Annotated in this window: 21 protein-coding genes; 8 read left to right on the top strand and 13 right to left on the bottom strand. The window is 68.3% G+C overall.

The window, feature by feature from the left end; genetic code table 11:
• Positions 1-337: 337 nt before the first annotated feature.
• From rplL to VD997_10560, 7 genes are all read right to left on the bottom strand, one after another.
• Entirely contained in the window at positions 338-736 is a 399-nt protein-coding gene (gene rplL / locus VD997_10590; GenBank protein HYE62434.1) for a 50S ribosomal protein L7/L12, read from the bottom strand.
• A 133-nt stretch (positions 737-869) separates the two neighbouring features.
• Positions 870-1,427 (bottom strand): 50S ribosomal protein L10, encoded by a 558-nt coding sequence (gene rplJ, locus VD997_10585; protein ID HYE62433.1) that lies wholly within the window; start codon positions 1,425-1,427, stop codon positions 870-872.
• 3 nt (positions 1,428-1,430) lie between these two features.
• On the bottom strand, positions 1,431-2,132 hold the full coding sequence (gene rplA, locus VD997_10580) for a 50S ribosomal protein L1 (protein ID HYE62432.1): 702 nt from the start codon (positions 2,130-2,132) through the stop codon (positions 1,431-1,433).
• 52 nt (positions 2,133-2,184) lie between these two features.
• Positions 2,185-2,613, bottom strand: coding sequence for a 50S ribosomal protein L11 (rplK, locus tag VD997_10575; GenBank protein ID HYE62431.1), 429 nt, complete (start codon positions 2,611-2,613; stop codon positions 2,185-2,187).
• A gap of 335 nt (positions 2,614-2,948) precedes the next feature.
• A complete protein-coding gene (locus tag VD997_10570; protein ID HYE62430.1) occupies positions 2,949-4,091 on the bottom strand; it encodes a hypothetical protein in 1,143 nt (380 codons plus the stop codon).
• 21 nt (positions 4,092-4,112) lie between these two features.
• Positions 4,113-5,216 carry a hypothetical protein gene (locus tag VD997_10565; protein ID HYE62429.1) on the bottom strand — a complete coding sequence of 368 codons (1,104 nt, stop codon included), beginning with the start codon at positions 5,214-5,216 and terminating at the stop codon, positions 4,113-4,115.
• 107 nt (positions 5,217-5,323) lie between these two features.
• Positions 5,324-6,496, bottom strand: a complete 1,173-nt coding sequence (locus VD997_10560; GenBank protein ID HYE62428.1) for a tetratricopeptide repeat protein — start codon at positions 6,494-6,496, stop codon at positions 5,324-5,326.
• 168 nt (positions 6,497-6,664) lie between these two features.
• Here VD997_10560 and VD997_10555 point away from each other — a divergent pair, with 168 nt between their 5' ends.
• Complete coding sequence (locus VD997_10555) at positions 6,665-7,273, top strand: hypothetical protein (protein ID HYE62427.1); 609 nt, start codon at positions 6,665-6,667, stop codon at positions 7,271-7,273.
• A 91-nt stretch (positions 7,274-7,364) separates the two neighbouring features.
• Here VD997_10555 and VD997_10550 read toward each other — a convergent pair whose 3' ends face one another.
• Positions 7,365-7,826: a nuclear transport factor 2 family protein gene (locus VD997_10550; GenBank protein ID HYE62426.1), complete on the bottom strand. Its 462-nt coding sequence runs from the start codon at positions 7,824-7,826 to the stop codon at positions 7,365-7,367.
• A 50-nt stretch (positions 7,827-7,876) separates the two neighbouring features.
• Positions 7,877-8,875: an NAD-dependent epimerase/dehydratase family protein gene (locus tag VD997_10545; GenBank protein HYE62425.1), complete on the bottom strand. Its 999-nt coding sequence runs from the start codon at positions 8,873-8,875 to the stop codon at positions 7,877-7,879.
• Between the two features lie 24 nt (positions 8,876-8,899).
• Between VD997_10545 and VD997_10540 the strand changes: the two genes are divergently transcribed.
• Positions 8,900-9,373, top strand: a complete 474-nt coding sequence (locus VD997_10540) for a VOC family protein (protein ID HYE62424.1) — start codon at positions 8,900-8,902, stop codon at positions 9,371-9,373.
• A gap of 141 nt (positions 9,374-9,514) precedes the next feature.
• Here VD997_10540 and VD997_10535 read toward each other — a convergent pair whose 3' ends face one another.
• Positions 9,515-10,120 (bottom strand): AAA family ATPase, encoded by a 606-nt coding sequence (locus VD997_10535; protein HYE62423.1) that lies wholly within the window; start codon positions 10,118-10,120, stop codon positions 9,515-9,517.
• An 18-nt stretch (positions 10,121-10,138) separates the two neighbouring features.
• Entirely contained in the window at positions 10,139-11,326 is a 1,188-nt protein-coding gene (locus VD997_10530; protein HYE62422.1) for a hypothetical protein, read from the bottom strand.
• 7 nt (positions 11,327-11,333) lie between these two features.
• On the opposite strand from VD997_10530, the gene VD997_10525 reads away from it, so the two are divergent.
• Entirely contained in the window at positions 11,334-12,515 is a 1,182-nt protein-coding gene (locus tag VD997_10525) for a glycosyltransferase (protein ID HYE62421.1), read from the top strand.
• On the opposite strand, the gene VD997_10520 is transcribed toward VD997_10525, so the two are convergent.
• Positions 12,508-12,996, bottom strand: coding sequence for a flavin reductase family protein (locus tag VD997_10520; protein ID HYE62420.1), 489 nt, complete (start codon positions 12,994-12,996; stop codon positions 12,508-12,510). The two genes, VD997_10525 and VD997_10520, sit on opposite strands and share 8 nt — an antisense overlap.
• Positions 12,997-13,294: 298 nt before the next feature.
• On the opposite strand from VD997_10520, the gene VD997_10515 reads away from it, so the two are divergent.
• The 5 genes from VD997_10515 to VD997_10495 all read left to right on the top strand — a co-directional run bounded on the left by VD997_10515 (position 13,295) and on the right by VD997_10495 (position 17,302).
• Positions 13,295-13,750: a hypothetical protein gene (locus tag VD997_10515; GenBank protein ID HYE62419.1), complete on the top strand. Its 456-nt coding sequence runs from the start codon at positions 13,295-13,297 to the stop codon at positions 13,748-13,750.
• A gap of 338 nt (positions 13,751-14,088) precedes the next feature.
• Positions 14,089-14,277, top strand: coding sequence for a hypothetical protein (locus tag VD997_10510; GenBank protein HYE62418.1), 189 nt, complete (start codon positions 14,089-14,091; stop codon positions 14,275-14,277).
• Positions 14,278-14,338: 61 nt separating this feature from the next.
• Positions 14,339-15,007 carry a zinc ribbon domain-containing protein gene (locus tag VD997_10505; GenBank protein ID HYE62417.1) on the top strand — a complete coding sequence of 223 codons (669 nt, stop codon included), beginning with the start codon at positions 14,339-14,341 and terminating at the stop codon, positions 15,005-15,007.
• A 20-nt stretch (positions 15,008-15,027) separates the two neighbouring features.
• Positions 15,028-15,276: a hypothetical protein gene (locus VD997_10500; GenBank protein ID HYE62416.1), complete on the top strand. Its 249-nt coding sequence runs from the start codon at positions 15,028-15,030 to the stop codon at positions 15,274-15,276.
• A gap of 271 nt (positions 15,277-15,547) precedes the next feature.
• Entirely contained in the window at positions 15,548-17,302 is a 1,755-nt protein-coding gene (locus VD997_10495) for an aminotransferase class I/II-fold pyridoxal phosphate-dependent enzyme (protein ID HYE62415.1), read from the top strand.
• A gap of 6 nt (positions 17,303-17,308) precedes the next feature.
• Here the strand turns inward: VD997_10495 and VD997_10490 are convergent, their stop codons facing one another.
• Complete coding sequence (locus VD997_10490) at positions 17,309-19,189, bottom strand: peptide ABC transporter substrate-binding protein (GenBank protein HYE62414.1); 1,881 nt, start codon at positions 19,187-19,189, stop codon at positions 17,309-17,311.
• Positions 19,190-19,203: the final 14 nt, after the last annotated feature.

The raw sequence follows: 19,203 nt of genomic DNA, 5'->3' as shown, positions 1-19,203 counted from the left end.
ATGGAGAACAAGACCTCGTTTGTCCCACTAAATCCGGCAAGTCAAACGGGTCGTCTCAACTCTGAATGTGGTGCTGGTTCAACGGCGTACCGCCTTCGCCCTAAACCGTTCGGAACCGATGAGTATACCCGCGGGGGGTGGGGTCAACCATCCACCCGCGTGCAAATTTCAGGCCAGCGGTCAATCCCTTTTCAGCCGGATTGGCGATAAACCGGGGTTTGGACTGATGGCGGTGGGGGAGGGGCAAAAGGAAAGACCCGCCGGTCAGGGCGGGTCTCTCGGGGGAAGTCTTGGTCAGGCGCACAACCCGAGATGGATCGTGGCACCTGGATGGGACTTAGACGATCTCAACGGTCGCGCCGTTCTCCTTGAGGGTGGCGGCGAGCTTGTCCGCCTCCTCCTTGGAGAGGCCGGTCTTGACGGGCTTGCCGGGGGCGTCGACGAAGGCCTTGGCCTCGGCCAGACCCAGGCCGGTGGCCTCGCGGACGACCTTGATGACCTGGATCTTCTTGTCGCCAGCGGCCTTGAGGACGACGTCGAAGCTGGTCTTCTCCTCGGCCTTGGCGGCGGCGCCGCCGGCGGCCGGGGCGGCCATCATGACGCCGCCACCCGCGGCGGCCTCGATGCCGTAGGTCTCCTTCATGTACTTGCCGAGCTCGACGGCGTCCTTGAGGGTGAGGCCAGCGAGCTGATCGCCGAGGGTCTTGATGTTGGCGCTGAACGTGGTGTCGGACATGGTGTGCTTCTTTCTCTAACGCTTGAGGGCGGGCGGGTTTGCCTGCTCTCTGACACTCACCGAGAGGGGCCGGAACATCCGGCCTTTAACCCGCCGCGGCGGGCCAGTCGGTGATGATGTTTCGGGACTGGAATCAGCCGGCCTTGGCGATGGTCTCGCCCTTCTCCAGCTTGGTCTCGACGGCCTTGATGATGCCGGCGAGGGTGGAACCGGGGCCCTGCACCTGGGCCACGAGCTTGCGCGCGGGGCTGACAATGAGGGTGACAACCTGAGCGATGGCCTCGTCCTTGGTGGGGAACTTGGACAGCTCGGTGACGCCGGCCTTGCCCTTGAAGAGGGTGCCATCGAGGACGGCGCCCTTGAGCTCCAGGCCGGGCATCTTGCCCATGGCCTCGACGATCTCGCGGGCAACCTCGACCACGGACTCGCCGCCGTGGGCGAGGGCCGAGGCGCCGGACATCAGCTCGCCGAGCTGGGCGAGGCTGGTGCCCTCGAAGGCCTTGCGGGCCAGCGAGTTGCGCAGGACGGTGATCTTGATCTTCTTCTTGGCGAGCGACCCACGCAGCTTGGTGGTGTCGATGGCCTTGAGGCCGCGGATGGAGATGAGGAGGGCGTTGCCGTAGTCCTCGCCGCCGCCGGCGATGCGGTTCTTGTAGTCCCGCATGATGATCTGCTTGACGGTCTTCGACATGGCTTACTCCTCCACCACGGCAGAAACGTGCTTGACCTGCACGCCGGGGGTCATGGCCCCGCTGACGGTGATCTTCTTGATGTACTGACCCTTCACGGTCGAGGGGCGGGCCCGCTCGATCGCGTGGATGAAGAACTCGAGGTTGGCGACGAGGCTGTCCTCGGGGAAGCTCATCTTGCCGATGACGGCGTGGATGTTCCCGGCCTTGTCGGCGCGGTACTCGACCTTGCCGGCGGAGTATTCCTTGACGGCCTCGGGGACCTGGGGGGTCACGGTGCCGGCCTTGGGGGAGGGCATGAGGCCCTTGGGGCCCAGGACCTTACCCAGGCGGCTGACGACGCGCATCATGTCGGGGGACGCGACGGCGACGTCGAAGTCCATCCAGCCCTTTTCGATCTCGGCGACGAGGTCCTCACCGCCGGCCTTGACGGCGCCGGCCGCGAGGGCCTGCTGGGCCACGTCGGACTGGCAGAAGGCAACGACGCGCTTGGACTTGCCGATGCCCTTGGGGAGGCTGATGGCGCCGCGGAGGTTCTGGTCGCTCTGCGCGGTGTCGAGGTTGAGGTGCATCACCACGTTGACCGTCTGGTCGAACTTGGGGCCCTTGAACTTCTTGAGGGTGGCGACGGCCTCGGTGGGGAGGATCGCGTCCTTGGGGGTGATGGCCATGTTGGCCTTACGACGCTTGCTGATTCTGACCGGCATACTGGTTCTTCTCCTTTCAGAACCCCTCCCTCACGGTCGGGGCTCGTACCGGTCAACCTTCGACCGTAACGCCCATGGAGCGGGCGGTGCCTTCGATCACACGCATCGCGGCCTCGAGGCTCGCGGAGTTGAGGTCGACCATCTTCTCCTTGGCGATCTTCTCGACCTGGGCCTTGGAGATCTTGCCGATCTTCTCTTTGTTGGGGACGCCCGAGCCCTTCTCCTTGCCGGCGGCCTCGAGGATGAGGACGCTGGCGGGGGAGCTCTTCACCTCGAAGTCGAACGTGCGGTCGGAGTAGACCGTCACGATGCAGCCGACGACCTTGCCCTTGACGTTCTGGGTCGCGGCGTTGAACTTCTGGATGAACTGGCCGGGGTTCACACCCTTGGAGCCCAGAACCGGGCCCAGGGGAGGAGCCGGGGTGGCAGCGCCACCCGTGGCCATGATCTTGAATACGTTGGTGACTTCTTTCTTGGCCATTCTTGCAAACCTCCCACCGGCTCCTTTGCTGGAGGGCTCGGCAACCTGCCTGGCCCTTTCAGCGTGCCCGCCCCGGCCTGGGTGCGAGCGGAGTCCGGTAGTTCAACCGGTCCTGGATGTAAACCCGCTCCGCGTCAGCGCAGGGGCTTCCAGAAGGGAGAGGATGATAGCTGGGAGGCGGGGTGGGGCAAGGGGGTGGGAGTGGAGGAGTGGAGGAGGGGAGGAGAAGTGGAGTGGAGGGGTGAAGCTGGGGAGGTGGGGAGGTGGGGAGGTGGGGAGGTGGGGAGGTGGGGAGGTGCAGCCATCCTCCGCGGCCCCCTTTCGGGGGGCGGTGATTACCGGAGGGCTTCGGCGAAGAGGTCGGCCAGCTCGTGGGAGAGGCCGGCCTTGCGGGCGCGGTCGAGGGTGGCTTTGGCTTTGTCCTTGTGGCCCTGGGCCTGGTGGAGGACGAGGGTGAGCAGGTGGGCGTTGGTGGCGTCCTTGTTGGCGTGCCCGGCGGCGAGGGCGGTGAGCGGGGGGATGCGGGCGGGCTCGAAGCCGAGCGCTGCAAGGTCCAGGGGCTCGCTCGCGAGGAGCGGGTCGGAGGCGTACGCCTGGGCCATGGTGGTGGCGGCCTGAGCGGCGTCGCGGCTGGCGAGGTGCGCGATCGCGAGCAGGCGCTGGGAGTGGAAGTCGTCGGGGTGGGTCTTGAGATGCGACTGGAGCTCGGTGAGGGCGCGCGGCGTGTCGGTGGCGAGGGTCCTGGGGTCGAACCCCTCTTCGTACCTGGGGCGGAGGTTGGGGTCGGAGATGCCGCTGCCGATGCGCTCGTTGGGGGTGGGGGGACCGATGCCCGCGACTCGGAACTGGTGCTCGCGCCGACAGCGCTCGAACCGCTCGTCCTGAGCGCGGTCGCTGCTCGCACGCCCGCGCTCCGCGTGCGCGGCACTCGCGGCGGGGGCGAGCTTCGCGTGCTCGCCGTCGCGGATGTGGGCGCGGATGAGGTCTGGCTCGAACGCGCGCTTGTTGCGGAGGACGCTCATCGGAGCGTCGGTCGGCATGGGCGTCTCAGTGAGGAACCGGCGCGGGCTCTCGAGCAGGGCCATGGTGGGGCGGACGTGCCCGACGACCTTCTCCGGGATGCGCGGCAGTCCGATGGGCATGATGCGGCCGTAGGTGAGCGGCATGCGCGCGAAGCCCTCCGGGTAGATCTTTCGAAGTGTGATCCAGCGGCCGGACGGGCGGGTGTTGACGCTCATTGCTGACGTGCGTGCGGCGGGGGCAGAGCGGACGGCGCCGGTGGATTGGGTCGTCTTCGGGGCTGCGGGGGAGGTGGTCTGCGCGGGCGTGCCCACCGTGGTGCGGGGCGCGCGGGAGCGAGCGGTCGGGGACACGTTGGAGCGGCCGGGGCCGGGCTCGTCGTACGTCGTTGTGGTCTGCGCGCCCGCGGCGGTCGCAAGCATCGCGGTGAGCAGGACTGCGGCAGGGGTGGGACGCACGGCTTTTCTCCGATGGACAGCTTATCTGGACATGGAGTGGCGGAACACGCCGACGAGGGCCGCGTCGAGGCCGGCCTTCTCGGCCTTGTCGCACGCGGCGATCGCCTGCACGAGCTGGCCCTGCGCCTGTCGGAGAACGATGACAAGCAGCCAGGTGTCGGACGTGTTCGCTCTTATGGCGGTGTTGTGGGCCAGCGTGGCCAGACTGCGTGATGTGGTGTCGTCCAGGCCCAGAGCGGCAAGGTTCATCGGTTCGCGGGCGAGGAGCGGGTCGCTGGCGTAGGCGGCGGCGATGGTGCGGGCGGCGTCGGCTGGTCGATGGAAATTCAGTTCCGCCAGCGCGAGGTCGCGGCGAGCGCGGAAATCGTCGGGGTTCGCCTTGACGTGCTCCCGCAGGGAGGCCTCGGCGTTGGCGTCGGTGAGCTGCACGCGGGGCGCTTCACTTGTTGTGAGCAGCGGAAGCTTGAGTGCGGCGGTTGTGGTCGAGGCCGCGGGTGCGTCGGTGGCTTTCGGGGGGCTGCGCTCCGCGCCGATGGACGGGCGGGCCGCTTCGGACTCTTTGAACACGCTCTTGCGCGGCTGGCAGGGCGAGCAGGGGGAAGGGTTGCAGTTTCGCGGGGCCGGTCCTTCGATCAGGGCCTCGGGCGCGAGCCGCTCTTGATCACGCAGGATGGACAGCACGTGCTTGCGGTCGACCTCTCTGCGGCGGGTCACCTTTTCGTACTCGCGGGTGTAGCTCTGGTTGTTGGCGCGGATGGTGTCGGAGAGGCTGGCGGCGCCGATGATGTCGTCGTTGCGACGGGGCGTCACGTTTGGGACGACCGGTTCGCGCACGAAGATCATGCGGGGCAGCGGGCGGCGGCCCCCTTTCTCCGAAAAGCCTTGAGGGCGTGTAGAAGGGATGGCGATGCGCTTGAAGCCGCTAGGGAAGAGCCGGCGCTGCAGGCCATCCTCGTACACGCGCTTGGTCGGCATGGGCGAGCGGCCACCCGAGCGCGGGCCGGCTTCGTCGTAGCGGGGCTTCTCCACCCGGTCTTGTGGCGGGGTCTGTGGAGTCTGCGCGCGGGCACCGCCGGCAAGGAGGGCGAGCGTCAGGCAGCCGACGGTCACGGCGGTGCGGTGCATTGAGTGGTCCCCGGCCGGCGCGGGGCGCCGGTACCACAGTGATACCACGGGCGGGGCGGGTTGGGTTGCAGTTTCCGGGTGCTGAGTCCGCTCACCGCCGCCGCGGTCTAGCTCTGCTTCAAGGCGGCCTTCATGGCGCCCAGCACCTCGGGCTCGAGGCCCTGGCGGCGGGCCTTGTCGAGAGCGTTGCGGGCCTGTTCGGTGCGGCCCTCGGCCTGCATCAGGGCCGCGACGGTGAGCCAGGAGGAGCCGGTGTTCACGCGGTTGGCGTAGGTGACGGTGCGGACGACGAGCGAGCGGAGGGACTCGTCGGTGTAGCCCAGCTCGTAGGCGTTGAGCGCGGAGTCGGCGAGCGTGGGGTCGGTGCGGTAGGCCTGACGAAGGGACGCCACGGCGTCGTCGAAGCGGCGCTGCTCGAGGAGGGCGACGGCCAGCACGCGGTGGGCGCGGGCATCGTCGGCGTTCTTTTTGAGGTGGTCGCGCAAGGTGGTGAGGGCGCGGTCGGGCATGCCGAGGCGCAGCTCTTCGACTGCCTGCTCCATCGGCGTGAGCTCGCGCGGCGGCGCGTACACGACCTCGGGGGTGGTGGCGGGCGCGGGGGCGGGTGTCGTCGCAGGGACGAGGGGCGGGCCGTAGGGATTGCCGTAGGCGTAGATGTACGCACCTGTGGCCTGGTCGTAGACGATCGCGGGCGCGGGGAGGTTCATCACGCCGACGGTGGGGGTGTAGCCCTGCGTGTAGACGGGGTAGTTCACGGGGTAGGGGTAGCCGAAGCCGCCGATGGAGAGGCCAGAGCCGATGCTGACGAAGGTCTCGCGCGGGAAGTGGTAGTAGATGGGCGTGCGGTGATGGTCGTGGCGGTCGCGGTTCTTGTAATACCACCAGCGGGCGCGGTCGTCGCGGTCCCAGTGGTGGTGGTGATGATCGTGGTCGTGGCGGGGCGGGATGGGCGTCACGACGACGGGTGGGGAGGGGAACTGGCGGTTGGCCGCGGGGTTGTTGAGTAGGTCGATGTTGGCGCGGCTGCTGGTGCCGATGCCGAGGTAAGAGCGCGGGGCGATGGAGCCGGGCAGGACGTTGCTGTCACCGCCCGCGTCATTGCCGCCGCGGTAGACGGGACGGGTCGGGCGGGGCGGCGGCGTGGGACGGGGCGGGCGGTGGTGGCGCTGGCCGGCGTCGCTTGAGCGGGGCTGCGAGCGGGCCTGGGCGAGGGACTCGGGGGCGAGCCCGGCCAATGAGACAAGCGCAACAACGGCGGCGAGCACGGGAGGACGGACCATCGCTGGGCCCTTTCTGGCGTGTTCGCTCCAGCGGCTGTGGCCGCGAGCTTCGCGCCTGGGTCGGGCGCGTCGTGCGCCCGCACATGTAAGGGTATAGACGCGGGGAGGGGCGAGCGGTTCCATCCGGCTGGATGCGCGGGCCCGAGTTGATTCGCGTATCTTCACGCCATGCTGAATGGCTGTTCACGCGCTGGGTTGGTGGCGGCGGTGTTTCTGTGCTGTTTCGCGTGCTGCCTGCTGGGCGGGTGCGGGATCGGGCACTCGGGCGGGGAGGCGCGCCTGCAATCGCTGCAGGGCGAGGGCGAGCTGCGGCTGAGCCTGCCCACGCGGGTGTACGCGCCGCGGGATGCGGACACGGTGGACATCTACATGACCGACCTGCCCGAGAGCGTGTGGAACGCGGGGGCGGACGTGAGCGACATGGCGGGCACGCTGGTCCACGTGCGGATGTTCATCCGGCCCAAGTCGGGGCGGACGCCGATCGCGGACACGGCGAGCACGGCCACGCTGCGGTGCATGGTGCTGGCGCGCGGGGAGATCGGCGTGTACGGCGGCGGCGGGTTCTTTGTTGACGGCGCGGACGCGGGCGACAAGGTGTTCGAGGGCAGCGTGCGGAACGCGACGCTGCGGCTGGTGAGCGCGACGGGCGGGTTCAACGATCGCCTGGGCGCGTGTGTGTTCAGTGGCGGGGTGTCGGGGCGGCTGGATGAAGAGACCGCGGAACGGATGGAGCGGGCAATGCGGGCGCTGATTGGGGAGACGCAGCGGGTGGAGTAGGTTCGAGTGAAAGGCAGTAGGTCATCGAGGTCTGCGAGGACCTCTATGACGATCGACCGTTGACCTTCTCTTACCGTGCCCAGCTGAGGAGCTACATCCCGCAGCCATAGAAGAACCGCGCCTCGGTGATCTTGCCGTCCTTGACGGTGTAGAGGGCGGTCTCGCTCATCTGCATGCGCTTGTTCGCCATTGGGCCCTCGGTGCTGGTGGCGTCGAGGGACATGGGGCAGATGAACTGGTTGCCGTTGACGATGGGGTCGCCGCAGGTGGCGCTGTGGACGGTGGTGGTCTTCTCCCAGTGCTCGCACATCTGGAGCAGGCGCTGCTTGCCCTCGTTGACGCCGGGGCAGCCGGGCATGGAGAAGGGCTCGAGGTGGCGGGCGTTGTCGGCGTAGAGCTCCTGGATCGCCTGGTAGCTCTTGCCCTCGCGGACGAGGGCGACGAGTCGGTCGGCGACCTGCTTGGTGGCGAGGTGCTCGGGGCTGGGCGGCGGGGGCGTGAAGTCGGGCTTGGCGGTGTTGGTGGCTGGGGCGGGGGTGGTGGTGGTGCTCATGAGGGCAGCGTACCGGGTGCGGGTGGGCGCTTCCAGATGATTTGTGCGGCTCAGTCCCGGGCGTGGGCGGCGAGCTGCAGGAGTTCGCGCTCGTGTGCGGGGGTGAGCACAGGGGAGCTAGGGATGTCATGCAGGTGGGCGCGGATGCTGGCGGCGGTGGCCGCGGGTTCGGTGAGCACGAGGCCCGCGGCCTGCGCGCGGGTGCTGTCCACGTGCATGAGGGCGCTGCGGTAGCCGCCATCCTGGCGGTAGAGGGGGAGCTGCTGCTCGGTGATGTTCTCGCGTTGAAGCAGTGATGCTGGCGTCCAGGCGAGGTCCTTGTCGCGGGCGCCCATGGCGCGGAGGAACTCTCGCCACGTGAGGCGCGGGCCGGCGAGGTTGAAGATGCCGCCGATGTGGTGCTCGATGGTGCGGATTGCGAAGCGGGCGAGGTCCGCCGCGTCAATGACCTGCACGTGGTCGGAGCCGTCGCCGGGGGCGAGGATCGGGCCGGGCTGCGAGACGCGCCGAGCCCAGTGGGAGTAGCGGTCGGAGGGGTCGTGGGGGCCGGCGACGATCTGCGGGCGGAGAATGGTGGCGCGATCGGCAAAGGTCGCGTTGCAGAGGTTCTCGCAGGCGACCTTGGCGCGCCCGTACATCTCCTGGTCGAGGTCTACGACGTCGTCGGGAGCGGGTGCGAGGAGCGGCAAGTTTTCAGTGACGGGGCCGCGGGGCGGGTCGCCGTAGACGGCCACGGCGCTGATGAAGACGTAGCGGTGGATGCGGTTGCGGAGCAGATCGAGGGCGGGGCGGACCTGGAGGGGCGTGAAACCGCTGACGTCGATGCAGGCGTCCCATGTGCGATTGCGGAGGGCGGCGAGGCCGTCGGGGCCGGCGTCGCGATCGCCGCGGAGGCGTTCGACCTGCGGCGCGAGGGGGTCGGGGGTGAGGCCGCGGTTGAGGATGGTGACGGCGTGGCCCGCGCGGATCGAGGCCTCGGCGATGTGCCGGCCGACGAACTGCGTGCCGCCGAGGATGAGGATCTTCTTTGGGGTTGCGGGGGGTGCCACGGGGTGGCAGGCTAGCATGCGGGCATGGCTATAACGCAGAAGATCACGCAGATGCTGTGGTTTGATACGAACGCCGAGGAGGCCGCGCGTTTCTATGTGTCGGTGTTCAAGAACTCGCGGATTCTCAGCGTGACCCACTACAGCGCGAACATGCACCTGCCCGAGGGCACCGTCATGACGGTCGCGTTCGAGCTGGAAGGGCAGCAGTTCACCGCGCTCAACGGCGGGCCCCACGCGAAGTTCAACGAAGCGATCTCGATGGTGGTCACGTGCAAGGACCAGGCCGAGGTGGACTCTTACTGGCAGAAGCTGACCGCCGACGGCGGGGCCGAGGTGCAGTGCGGTTGGCTGAAGGACAAGTTCGGCCTCTCGTGGCAGGTCGTCCCGGCGGAGCTGTGGCCGCTGATCGAGGGCCCACGCAGCGCCGAAGTGATGCAGGCGGTGATGCGGATGGTGAAGCTGGATATCGCGGAGTTGAAGGCGGCTGCGGGGCGGTAGGTTTACCCGGTCTTTTTCCGCCGCGTCGCTCGGACGGGGGTGGCGTCAGCCTTTGCGGCCGCACGAGTGGCGCGGCGAACGGCGGCGTTCATGGCTCGGCCGTCTTCCAGCAGCTCATCAAGCGATTTTCTTGGCTTCTTCTCAATCCTCTTCGCTGGCATTTTCCGCTGCTCCCTTCAGGGCGCTATAGGCGGCCGCATCATGGATTATTGGGTTGGAGGATCGAGCCGGGCGGAGCTCAGCGATGATGGATGCGCCAGGGCCAGAGTTGTCGTAGATCGCCCAAGAACGCGCGAGTGGTAAGTAGAGTTCAAACAGATTCGCGGCCGAACGGAAGTATCTCCGTCTGATCACGTCTACGGGGATGCTGTGGCCGCCACGACGAACTCGCCTCTCGACCCGACGCACCGCGAGTTCAGGCCTCGAGAGCCAGACATAGGAAAGATGGACGCGCCACCCTGAACCGACAAGTCCGCGGAGCCACGGTGCGAACGTACGGCTCGAAAGCGTCGATTCGAAGGCGAAGCTCTCGCCCGCGGCCGCAAGTTCCCGCAGTCGTGCGAGCATGACTCGGCCGGCTGCGAAGGCAGCACGCTCTGGTGCGAACCCAGAGAGGCCTGCCGCGATGACGTCGGCGTTGACGAAGTCTGAAAGACCGAGGGTGTCACCGATGAGCGAGCGGGAGATCGTCGTCTTGCCAGCGCCGTTGGGGCCGCCGATCACGATGACTCTGCGTTGCTGCTCCATCGAGATCAAGTGTACACGTCAGACAGTCACTCCCACCCGCGCCATCAGCTTCTCTGCCGCGCCGCGGTAAAGCTCGCTAAGCAGGTCGGGGGGGAACCTGAGGCCGCGGAGCGGTGGCGCGGCCATGTCGTCGTACTGGTCGGGGGCGACCATCTTGAGGTCGGGGTCTGCGATGGGGGACTCGCCCTCGTAATCCGTCTCGAACATCGTGCGCAGCGCGAAGTAGCGGCTGGCGTAGAGGTCGAACGCGGACTCGGGGCTGTTGGCGAGATCGGCCATGGGGTGCGCGGGCGGGCCGGCTTTGGGGGCGAGGTGCTCGTCGGTGGTGACGATGTCCGAGCCGAAGAGAAGGCGGCCGCGCCAGCGGGTGAAGAACTCGAAGACGCGCTCGCGAGGGTGGCGTGAGAGCTCGCGCACGACCCACTTGGTGGCGCTGGTGTCGATGTAGAGGTTCGGGTGGCGCTCGAGCAGCCCATCGAGGAACGCCAGGTTCTCCGGCCACCCGCCCATGTGCGCAGCGATCCAGGGCATCGGGAAGCGGTCGAGCATGACCTCGAGGCCGCGGTAGTAGGAGAGTTTGGTGCCGTAGACGCGGGGGTCGGCGTACTTGGTGGCGAACCACGTGTCGGGGTCGGCGACGTGGACCATCATCATCATGCCCAGCGATTGGGCGAGCTCCGCGGCCTTGACGCGCCAGGGGGCGTCGAACTCGATGATGTCCTTGCCGGAGTCGCCGGGGAAGAACTCGCGGATGCGGGGGGCGTTCCAGAGCTTGACGATGCGGGCGCCGAAACGCGAGTGGAAGGCGTGGATGTCGTCGAGGAAGTCGTGGGTGAAGGCCGCGAGGCGGTCGGTCTTGCGGAAGTCGGGGAAGGCGATGAAGCGGACCATGTCGCCGAGCTTCTCGCGGACGACCTCGGCGTCGCCAAGGCGGACCATGGTGAAGACGCGGTTGACGCCGTAGAGGCGGGCGGCCTCGGCCCAGATGGGGATCGCGCCCGGGCCGTTGACGTGGGCATGGAAGTCGACGATCGGGACGGGGGGCGTGGGCAGGCGGGCTGCTTCGCGCCGATAATCCAGCCCGAAGCGGTTCGCGGCCACGCGGGCCTTCCGTGGCGGCTCGGGCGTTGGAGCCTCGATCGTGGGCTCCCGGCTGGGCTCGCGGGTGTTCGGACTGAGGGCGTGCCCTTCGCTGCTTCCCTGCATGACGCGCATGGTAGACCAACCCCTTGTGATCAACCCCACCTCAGCAACTCGCCACGAGAGTGGCGTACGGCAGCTGCGGATCGCGCTCGCGCACGACTGGCTGTGCGGCGTGCGTGGTGGGGAGCACGTGCTGGAGCGGATCGCGGCGCTGGTCGCGCGAGAGCACGAGTGCGCGGGGCTGTACGTGATGTTTGACAATGGCGGGCCGATCGGGCCGGCGGTGGACGCGTGCCGCAAGGTGGTGGCGGGGATCGGGCGGTGGCCCTGGTCGGACCAGCTGCGGCGGTGGCTGCTGCCGCTGTACCCGCGGGCGGTGGGGGAGCTGTCGGGCGAGCTGGCCCGGGAGCATGCGCGCCGGCCGATCGACCTGGTGATCTCGACGAGCTCCGCGGCGATCAAGGGGCTGAGGGCGCCCGAGGGCGTGCCGCACCTGTGCTACTGCCACTCGCCGGCGCGGTACATCTGGGGGCAGGACGCGCGGTACAGGGGCGGGCTGCGCGGCGCGGGGCTGAGCGCGGTGAAGCGCTGGTACCGGGAGTGGGACCGGCGGACGAGCGAGAACGTAACGCGGTTCCTTGCGAACTCGCGGCACACGCAGCAGGAGATCCGGCGGTGCTTCTGGCGCGAGTCGGAGGTGGTGCACCCGCCGGTGCGGCAGATGTTTTCCGATGCGCCGCTGCGCGGGGCGAGTGACGGCCCGTGGCTGGTGGTGTCGGCGCTGGAGCCCTACAAGCGGGTGGAGCTGGCGATCGATGCCGCGATGCAAGCTGGCCATGAACTGGTGGTAGTGGGTGATGGGTCGCAGCGGCGAGTGCTGGAGACGCGTTCGGGCGGGCGCGTGAAGTTCCTTGGGCGCGTGAGCGACGAGCGGCTGCGCGAGGTGTACGCGCAGGCGTCGCTGCTGCTGTTCCCGCAGGTGGAGGACTTCGGCATCGTGGCGGTGGAGGCGCAGGCGTCCGGGTTGCCGGTCGTCGCGCGGCGTGCCGGTGGTGCGATCGACATCATCGTCGATGGCGCGACCGGGGCGCTGTTCGACGAAGACTCGGTCGAGAGTCTGCTTGCCGGGGTGGAGCGCTGCCCGCGGGCTTGCGCCGATGCGTGCCGCGAGAACGCGGGACGCTTCTCCGAACAACGCTTCGACGCCGAGATGCGTGCGCAGATCGCTTCGGTCAGGCCGGCGATCAGGTGATGGTGGGCGGGTCGGCGTCGAACGCCGCAACGGGTGTCGCCGGGCCGATGCGGCAGGCGAGGACGTGACCGATGAACAGCTCGTGGTCGGCCTCGAGGTCGAAGTGGCGCACGACCTCGCAGTCGAGCACCAGGGGCGACTTGCTGATGATCGGCGCGCCCGTGACGAGCTTTTCGGCGCGGACACAGTCGAAGGGGTCGCCATCGCGCGGGCGGCTCGTCTCAGCGAACTTGCGGAGCATCAAGCGGTCGCTGGTGCTCACGCGGCAGATGGCGAAGACGTGGCTGTCGCGGATGAGCGGCTCGATCCAGTGGCCGGTCTTGACCGCGACGGCGATGAGCGGCGGCTCGTCGGCACAGGGCTGGACAGACCGGACGAGGACGCCCGCACGTTTGCCCTCGTGACTGGCCGTGAGAACGTAGAGGCCTTTGGCGAGGTCCGCGAACGCACGGGGTGTGTCGCTGAACTTGCTCTCGGGCATAGGTGACCCCCGGGGCCCGAGAATGCCCGGGCTGCCCAGCTATACACACCGCTCAGGACAAAGGGTGCGGTCACTTGGGTTTTTTTAGGTCCGATTCCGAGTGGCGGGGTGTGAGTTCCCCACTGGATGTCCACAAGGGCCCGCAAAATGCCGGATCCGGGTGAATGGTGTTGCAAAGTGGGGCAAAGTGTCATATATTCCCACGCGGGCTCAGGACGAGCCCAACTGGGGGCAAGGACGCCCCCGACCACGACGGGCCTCGCCAGGGAAGCGGCAATGACCTCGATGGGCCAACAGCATGATCTTCACCGGACATGCCGAGCTGACCATCGACGCCAAGCAGCGTCTGGCGATCCCCGCCAAGCACCGGGCGCTGCTGAAGCCGGAGCGGGACGGGAGTGCCTGGTACTGCGTGCCGTGGAGCGGCGGGAAGCTGATGCTGTACACGGAGGCGCGGTTCCAGGAGCTGGCCGAGCGTGGGCGCGCGACGCTCACGCCGGGCGAGGACGAGGCGGGGCTCGAGGCGAACTTCTTCGGCCTGACGGAGCGGCTGGAGATGGACACGGCAGGGCGGATCAACATCCCACGCCTGCACCTGGAGCTCACTGGGATCGGGACGGATGTGGTCATGGTCGGGTCGGGTCGGCGGCTGGAGGTGTGGGACAAGCAGGCGTGGACGGCCGGTTTGCCCGAGCGGTTCAAGAGCCTGCCCACGCTGGTGCGGAAGATCGAGGACTCGCGCAAGGGTGAGTGAGCAAGGGTCAGTGAGAGCTTTATCGGGGGAACCCGGTTGAGCGGATTGGTTTCGGCAGTTCGGATCGTCGGGACATCGAAGGGATTCGCAGCGTGGGGTGTTACAACCCCGATGCCCGCAAGGACGCGGGCGTACAGGCGCACCCCTGACGACCCAATGTGCTCGCCCGAGTCGCACCGGGCGAGCGCTTTTCAAGCGAGTGAGCCACCACCCGGCGGCGGGGCCACCACCACCTTCCCATCCACCCTGCTGCCACGCCCCGCCCGGTTACGACCGGGCGGGGTTGTTTTTGGCCCGCGTCAAGAGGTGGACACCGGAGCCGGGGGTAGACTGTGGGCATGAAGACGATCACGAGCGCGTTGCTGGTTGTGGCCCTCACGGGCGCGGCGTTGGCGATCGGCGGCTGCCGCGAGCCGCAGAAGCGGGGCGGGACCTCGCAGCAGACGGGCACGCCTCCCCCGAGCGCGGGCTCGATCCCGCCGCCGCTTCCCCCGGGAAAGACGCAGAGCGGCGGCGGCGTGCGCTGAGACGCGCGCTTGCCCGCGACTGACAGGCGTGCGACAATGCGGCCCCTCCGAGGAGAGCCGCATGAGCCTGATTCAGTTCACGTCCAACTACCAGGACAAGTCCACCGACAGCGGGTACCAGTTCGAGTTCTTCTGCGACCACTGCGGGGGTGGGTACACCTCGCAGTTCCAGGAGAACAAGCTGGGCATGGCCAGCGGGTTCATGCGGGCCGCGGGCAGTATCTTCGGCAGCCGCCTGGGGCATGCCGGCGCCGAGGGCGCCGATGCGCTCCGTGATTCGATGCGCGGCAAGGCCCGTGACGAGGCGCTTCGCACGGCGGTGGAGGAGGCGAAGAAGGTCTTCAAGCAGTGCTCGCGGTGCGGCAAGTGGGTGTGCCCGGAGGTGAGCTGGAACGGGCAGCGGGGCATGTGCGTGAAGTGCGCCCCGGACTTCACCAAGGAAGTGAACGCGGCGCAGGCGCAGGGCCAGGCCGAGCACATCTGGCGCGAGGCCCGCAACAGCGACGGGCGTGTCATGGGCGGGGTGATGGGCGGGTTCGATATCGCAGCGCCGGGCGGGATCGCCGCGGCGGCGGCGTGCCCGTCGTGCGGGGCCAAGAGCACGGGCGGAAAGTTCTGCACCGAGTGCGGCAAGCCGATGGCGATCGGCCCGAAGAACTGCCCCGGGTGCGGGATGGAGTGCCCGGCGGGGGCACGGTTCTGCGCGGGGTGTGGGAACAAGGTGGGATAGCCCCAAGCCTAGAGTTTCGCATGACCTTCAAGGCGATCGTTCAGGATGGGCTGATCATCGTGAACACCCGCGGCACGGTGCCGGATGGGACGGCCGTGGAGGTTGAGATTGTTCGGAAGCGCAAGGCCGCGGTGCGCAAGAAGAAGGCGACCAAGAAAGCTGCCCCGCACACGCCGGGGTTTGGGATCTGGCGTGATCGCCCCGAGTTCGATACGGATGACCCCGTAAAGGTCCTTCGCGCACTCACGCGGAGGCGGCGGGTTGGCTGAGCCGATCCTCGACACGTCGGTGCTCATCGCAATCTCGAACTGTGTACCCCAACGCCGCGGACTGGACCCTGGCTCTCCGACTCCTCCGGGCCCATCGTCAGCGCATGGGGTTGATTGGGTGGACGGTCTGATCGGCGCGACGGCAGTGAGGTTGAAGGTGCCTGTCGCCAGCTGAACGACAAGCACTTCCGCAGTCTCGCTGGGGTGGACGTGGTCCGGCCCTATTGAACCCCCCTTGATCGGGCGGACGTGTTAGTATACACTTACTAACATGACCACCGCACATCTGGGGCGTCGTGTACCGCTTCTGAGGACGGCTAGCTCCGCTGATCGCGAGGCGATCTACCACCTGCGGCATGAGGTGTACGCGCGGGAGCTGGGGCAGCACGCGGCGAACGCGGATGGTCGGCTGACTGACGCGCTCGACGCGTTCAACGAGTACATCGTGGCGGAGGTGGGGGGCGAGGTGGCGGGGTTTGTGAGCGTGACGCCGCCGTGGGGTGGGCGGTACTCGATCGATAAGTACTTCGCGCGGGGCGAGCTGCCGCTGACGTTCGATGACGGGTTGTTCGAGGTGCGGATCCTGACCGTGGTGCGCGAGCACCGCAGCGGGCCGGTCGCGGGGCTGCTGATGCGGCGGGCGCTCGAGTGGGTGCGGGAGCACGGGGGCAGGCAGATCGTGATCATCGGGCGGCGCGAGGTCGCGGGGATGTACCGCAAGCTGGGGCTGCGTTCGCTGGGGCGGGAGGTGCGGTCGGGCGCGGTGACGTACGACCTGATGGCGGCGACCTTGGCGGAGATTGATGCGGCGGCCGCGGGGTTTGCGGAGGTGGAGGCGCGGGTGGCGGGCGGCAGGCTCAGCCCCGGGCGCGCTGCTGAGGGATCGGCGCGGACTCGTCCGGAGCTGGCGCTCCGGTCTCGTCCGCGGGTGTGCGATCACGGCGGCGCGTTCTTCCACGCGATCGGGGATGAGTTCGATCGGCTCGAGTGCAAGGACGGGGTGATCAATGCGGATGTGCTGGACGCGTGGTTCCCGCCGTCGGCGCGGGTGCTGGAGGCGCTACGTCAGGATTCGGCGTGGGTGGTGCGGACGAGCCCGCCGACCGGGTGCGAGGGGCTGCTGCGGGTGATCGCGCGGGAGCGCGTCGTGCCGGTTGAGTGCCTGGTGCCGGGCGCGGGGTCGTCGGCTTTGATCTTCCTGGCGCTGCGGCAGTGGCTGACGCCGGCGTCGCGGGTGCTGGTGCTGGACCCGATGTACGGCGAGTACCAGCATGTGCTGGAGGATGTGATCGGGTGCATGGTGGAGCGGTTCACGCTGTCGCCAAGCGACGGGTTTGCGGTGGATGTGGAGGCGCTGGCGCGGCGTGTCTGCGCGGGCGCGTATGACCTGCTGGTGATGGTGAACCCGAACAATCCGACGGGGCGACACCTGCCGCGCGCGGAGATGCTGCGGCTGCTCGCGGCGGTTCCGGCGGCGACGCGGGTGTGGGTGGACGAGACGTACTCGGAATACGCGGGGGAGGGCGAGTCGATCGAGCGCGAGGCCGCGGCCGGCGGGAACGTGGTGGTGTGCAAGTCGCTGTCGAAGGTGTTCGCGCTCAGCGGGGTGCGGGCAGCGTACCTGTGCGGGCCTGAGCGGCTGATGCGGGAGCTGCGGCGGGTGACGCCGCCGTGGGCGGTGAGCCTGCCGGCGCAGATGGCCGCGGTCGCGGCTTTCGGTGACCGGGCGTACTACCGCGGACGGTGGGCGGAGACGCACGCGCTGCGGCATGTGCTGGGGACGGGGCTGCGGGCGCTGGGGTTCGAGGTGTTCGAGGGCGTGATCAACAGCGTGCTGTGCCGCGTGCCGGAGGATGGGCCCAGTGCGGAGGAACTGGTCCTGGCGTGCCGCGAGCGGGGGGTGTTCATTCGGGACTGCTCGACGATCAGCCGCGTGCTGGAGGGGCGGTGGGTGCGGATGGCGGTGAAGGACGCTGCGGCGAACCAGCGGGTACTGGCGGCGATCGCGAGCGTGCTGGGCGGGTGAGCGCGACTACTCGTGCATGGGGCGGGGGAGGTCGGCGCCCTTGCCATCGCCGAGGATGTCGATGAGGTACATGTGCTGGTTCTGGCGCGGGTGCGTTGAAAGGCCGGCCACTTTGTGAGGGTCGAAGAGGGTGATGTCGACGTAGTGGAAGATGGGGAGGATGGGGAGCTCGTCTTCGACGAGCAAACGCTCGGCCTGTTGCAGCAGCTGCATGGCCTCGGCGGGCGGGGCGGACTTGGCGCGGTCGAGGAGGGCGTCGTAGGCGGGGTTCTCGTACTTGCGGTCGTTGTTGCCGTCGTCGCTGCGGGAGATGTCGAGGAAGGTGGTGGGGTAGCCGTAGTCGCCGAACCAGGAGCCGCGGGAGATGATGTAGTCGGCGTTCTTGAGCTGGTCGCGGAGGACCTTGATTTCCTTCTGAGCGAGGACGACCTGCACCCCCAAGTGCTCCTGCCAGTTCTTGGCGATGGCCTGGGCGTAGACCTCGTGGCCGCCGTCCTTGTTGAAAAGGATCTCGACGGTGATGAAGCCCTTGCCGCCCGGGAAGCCGGCGTCGGCGAGGAGCTGCCTGGCGAGCGTGGGGTCGTAGGGCAGGCCCTGCGGCGAGGAGTACCCGCCGATGGAGCTTGGGGGGATGATCGTGGTGGCGACGGGCTCGCCGGTGCGGCGGAGGTTTTTGACGATGGCTTCCTTGTCGGTGGCGAGGGCGAAGGCCTTGCGCACGCGCGGGTCGTGGAAGGGGTTGATGCGCCCGTCGGAGAGGCGGGGGCGGCAGTTGAAGTTGTAGAAGTAGGTGCCGAAGGCGGGGAAGGCGTGGATGTTCTTGCGGGGGTCGGGCGGGAGGCGGCGGTCGATCTCGATGGGGTCGAGGGACCGGCCGTGCTCTCTCAGTGACTTGAGGCGCTGGTACTCGTCCCAGTGCTCCTTGTAGTACTGCTGCTTCTCGGCGAGCATGTCGGCGCGGTAGGCGGGAATGACATCGCTGACCCAGTCGACCGCGCCGGTGGTGAAGGCCATGACCTGGGCATTGACGTCATCGACGTTGGGGATGGCGATGGAGTCGATGTTGATGCTGGCCTTGTCCCAGTAGTGGGGGTTCTTCTCCATGCGGATGTCGCGCATGAAGCGCCAGACCGTCATGGTGAAGGGGCCGTTGGTGATGAGCTTGGGGGGCTTGGTCCAGTCGGGGTCGGTGCGGAGGCGCCCGGTGGCCTCGTCGAAGGACTCGTGGGCCATGACCAGCGGCGGGTACACGGGGAAGAAGCTGCCGAATCCGGTGAGCTCGAGGAAGTAGGGGACGGGCTGCTCGAGCTCGATGATGATGGTGCGGTCGTCGGGGGTGCGGATGGCAACGAGCCGGTCGAACTCGGCGAGGGCGTCTTTCCAGAGCTGCTCGGCGGCGGCGCGCCGGTCGTCGATGTCGGTGCGGTTGGAGAACTCGGCGAGCTGGCGGGTGCGGAAGGACTGGAACTCCCGGACGCCGCGGATGACGTTGAAGATCTGCGAGTAGTCGCCCGAGTTGTCGGGGAGCATGGTGCGGCGCCAGGAGAAGACGAAGTCGCCGGCGCGGACGGGCTGGCCGTTGGACCACTTCGCGTTGCCCCTGAGGTGGAAGGTCCAGGTCTTCTGGTCGGGCGAGACGTCCCAGCGCTCGGCGACGCCGGGCACGGAGCGGAAGCTGTGGGAGAGGGGGTCGTGGCGCGTCAGGCCCTCGTAGAGGATGCGGGCGACGCGGAAGTCCATCTGCCAGGACATGATGGCCACGTCCATGGTGGTGACTTCGCCGCGGTTGATGAAGGTGAAGTCGGCGCGGGGCGCGGGGCGGTCGGAGAGGAGGGCCCCGAAGACAATGGCGAGGAGGATGGCGAAGGGGACCAGGAGCTTGGCCATGGTGACCTTCGTCG

This window comes from Phycisphaerales bacterium, assembly GCA_035627955.1.
In the GTDB taxonomy this organism is placed as follows: domain Bacteria; phylum Planctomycetota; class Phycisphaerae; order Phycisphaerales; family UBA1924; genus JAEYTB01.
This window is presented reverse-complemented; position numbering and strand designations above follow the sequence as displayed.